1 protein-coding gene is annotated in these 3,473 nt (G+C 70.6%); it reads left to right on the forward strand.

The window, feature by feature from the left end; all coding sequences use genetic code 11:
- The first annotated feature begins 485 nt into the window (after positions 1 to 485).
- Positions 486 to 3,092 (forward strand): DEAD/DEAH box helicase family protein, encoded by a 2,607-nt coding sequence (locus ACFWA7_RS39845; RefSeq protein WP_385828059.1) that lies wholly within the window; start codon positions 486 to 488, stop codon positions 3,090 to 3,092.
- Positions 3,093 to 3,473: the final 381 nt, after the last annotated feature.

The following is a 3,473-nucleotide window of genomic DNA, read 5'->3' on the forward strand; positions in this document are numbered from 1 at the left end:
GTGCAGCCAACTCCGTTGGCTGCGGCACGAATCGCTCCGCGATTCGGCCTGACGGAATCCGCTCCGCGGATTCCTGGGTCTGGCAGTGTTGCCTTCACCGGACGCCTGTACAAATCTGCAGGAAAACAGGGAAGTTCGACGGCTGATGGCTGGTCAGTTGCTAAGGTCTGATACCTGAGTCCACTCCGTGGCCTCAGGGTGTGGCTAGCCAGAGAGGGGCGGGGCTGCCGCGTTACGGGTGTCTGCCGGTCTCGTTCGGGTGGACCGGATCGGGCTTGGTGGTGCCACCTTACCCTGACCCGCTAGCCTTGTCACAGAATTGAAGACACGGGTGATCGGTAAATTCGGTACCCACCCCTACAGTCTCGGGCCCTCGGGCTCTGATCTTGGTCGCCGTGACCCAGGCCAGCGGTCAAGGTGGCCGGGGAGGGAACGATGATGTGCAACGAGCGGACCCCGTCACGACGGCCCGACGCGGACCGGCCGTGAGCGCGGCCCTGCCCGGACCGGGCGCAGCGCTGAGTGATGACTGGGCGTGGCTGTACGACCATCAGCCGGAGGTGGTCGAGGCAGTCCTGCAGGTGTACACGCCCAGGCCCGGGTCACGTCGCAAGCGGTATGCCGCGCAGATCCATCTGGCGCCTGGGCTGGGGAAGACCCGGATCGGGTTCATGGTCGGTGACCGGGTGGCGCGGCAGGGTGGGATGTTGTTCGCGGTTCCTACCCGCGGGTTGCTGGAGCAGACGTTCTGGGCGGCCAGGGCGGCGGGGCGTGGTGGGCCGGTGGTGGCTGTCTATGCGGACCGTGATGCGGGGCTTGTGGGGATGGAGCACGCGGGGGTGCGGGTGACCACGAGTCCTCGGGTGCTGGCGCAGCTCGTGCACGGCTTCCGGGCGGCCGGCGAGCCGTACACGGTGCTGACGACGTACGCGAGCATCGAGACGGTCATCGCGGCGCACAGGCTGCGCGGTGAGCGGGACGGGGTCGCGGCGCTGCCGGTCTGGGATCTGCTGGTGGCGGACGAGGCGCACCATGCGGAGACGTCGAAGCAGTGGGGGCGGATCAATTCGAACCGGCTGGTGCCTGCGGTGCACCGGCTGGCGATGACGGCGACGCCGCGTCTGATGGGGGTGGTGGGCCGGGATGCGCGCGGGCGGCGGGTCCTCACGCCGGGGGTGCGGATGTCGGAGACGTTGCACGGGCCGGTGGCCTACAGGATGGGGCTGTCCGAGGGGCAGCGTCGAGGCAAGCTGGCCCGGAGCCAGGTGGTGGTCGCGGAGGTGGACGAGGCGCGGCTGCGGGAGCTGGTCGCGGAGCGGGGGCGTGGCGATGAGGAGGTGCAGGCCGAGCTGCTGGCCTCGGCGGTTGGGGCGACGCTGCGGGCCGCCGGGAAGTACGGGTGCCGCAGGCTGCTGACCTATCACCGTACGGTGGCCGGAGCGATGGCGGCGGCCGAGGCGATGCCGGAGCAGTCGCGGCTGCTGCACCATCAGGGCGCCACGGCGCCGCTGCGGGTGTTCGCCGTGGCGCTGCACGAGGACGTCCCTGCCGGGGAGCGGGCGCGGGTGCTCAAGGCGCTGGCGGCGGGCACCGATCTGGATGGCAACGAGGTGGACCTGGTCGTCGTCTGCTCGGTACGCGTCCTCAACGAGGGCATCGACGTACCCGCCGTGGACGCGGTCGCCCTGATCGAGCCGCGCCGGGCGCAGCACGAGTTGCTGCAGATCGCCGGGCGGGCGCTGAGGTTCGACCGGGACAACCCGGATAAAACGGCGTCGGTCATCGTGCCGGTGCTGCACCTGGAGGGGCCGGCCGACGAGGAGATGACGACGGCCGACTGGGACGCGGTGACCAACATGCTGCGGGCGGTGGAGTCCTACGAGCCCGACGGCGGGGCGGAACCGGCACAGTTCACCAGCCGGTCGCCGCACTCGGTCCTCACCGGCGCCGAGGAGCGGCGCCGGCGTGAGGAGCGGGCGCGGGAGCTGACGCAGATGCTCCAGCTGACCCGGCAGCGTTCGCGGCGGGTGGTGGTGGACTGGTTGAGGATCACGGTGGTCGGTGATCCGGCGAGCTGGGATATCGAGCAGGTGATGCAGGCCGCGACCGCCTACCAGGCCAAGCACGGGCACCTGAAGGTGCCGGCCGATTGGGAGGAGGGCGGTGTCCGCCTCGCAGTGGAGCTGGACAAGCTGCGGCGCAGGGCCCGCGCGGATCGGGACGATCTGGCGTGCCTGGCCGAGGAGTTGGGGAGTGAGGAGGCCGCGCGGAAGGAGTGGATGAAGCGGGGGCCGCGCGTCCATCCCGACCTGGTGCACTACCTTGCTGAGCGGGGCTTCGTGTGGGAGCCGCGGGCGGACGGGCGGGCCCTGCTGCTGGCGGCCGCACGCGTCTACGCCGAGGCTCACGGGCACCTGCTGCCCCGCCTGGACGAGAGCGTGGATGTCGACGGCGAGGAGGTCGCCCTCGGCGCGCTGCTGGCCGAACGGCGCCGCCCGGGCATCACCGATACGGAACTCGACCGGGTCGGGGTATGGCGGGTCCCCCAGGACGTGCCCTGGACCGCCGCCTGGCACCGCCAGCTCGTACGCCTTGGCCGGTTCAAGGACGAGGGCGGAACCCGTGCCGAGCTCCTGCACGGGGCGCGGGTCTACCTCGGTAAGGACCTCGGGGCGTGGCTGTGCGAGCAGCACGTGCGGTGGAAGGAACTACACGAGGAGCAGCGGGCAGCACTGGCTGAATTGCGGATGGGCCCGGCGGAGAGAGACGCGCGGGTCACCTCTGCGGTGCCGCAGGCACGGCGCGGCCGCAAGGAACGCCTCATGGAAGTCGTGATCGCCGCCCAGCGGCACATCAACGAGGCCGGTCCCCTGGTCGACGAGGCAGGACAGATCCAGGTCGCGGCCGGCTACCGGATCGAGGTCGGCGGGCGCGAGGTACAGCTCAAGAAGCGGTTGTACGCCGCACGCGAGAGGTTTGCTGGTTATCCGCCGGACCTGCAGGCCCTGTTCACAGGCCTCGGCCTGCCCTGGGCAGAAGCCCCGGATACGGGGGGGCGTCTCCGGGTGACCACACCCCGGCGTGAACAGTAAAGGGGGTTGTCAAGCCGTTCCCCGACGTTCGTGCATGCCCGGGCCCGGCCGGGCAGCCCCGCCCGCAAGACCCGCGACCTCGCCCGCCAGCCCCAGGCCCTCGGCCACTACGTCACCTTCGCACCCGCTCCAGCCCGGCAGGGTGGGCTTGTCGACCGGGTTGGTCGAGCACGGGAGTACGGAGTGCCTCACCGCAGCGGGGTTGGCGAGCTCACGCTCGGCCCGGTCCAAGCCGGAGGCTTCGGTCGGGTGCTCAAGTCAAGCGGCTCGGAGTAGGGGCGGAGGGTCCTGTTCGCTGCTTGCCTGAATCTCCTTGCGGAGCTCCCAGTGGTTCGTGATCAGAGGCCCCTCCGGTGAACCGGTGGGGCCTCTGATCACGAA

The organism is Streptomyces sp. NPDC059994, from assembly GCF_042737755.1.
Taxonomy (GTDB): Bacteria; Actinomycetota; Actinomycetes; order Streptomycetales; family Streptomycetaceae; genus Streptomyces.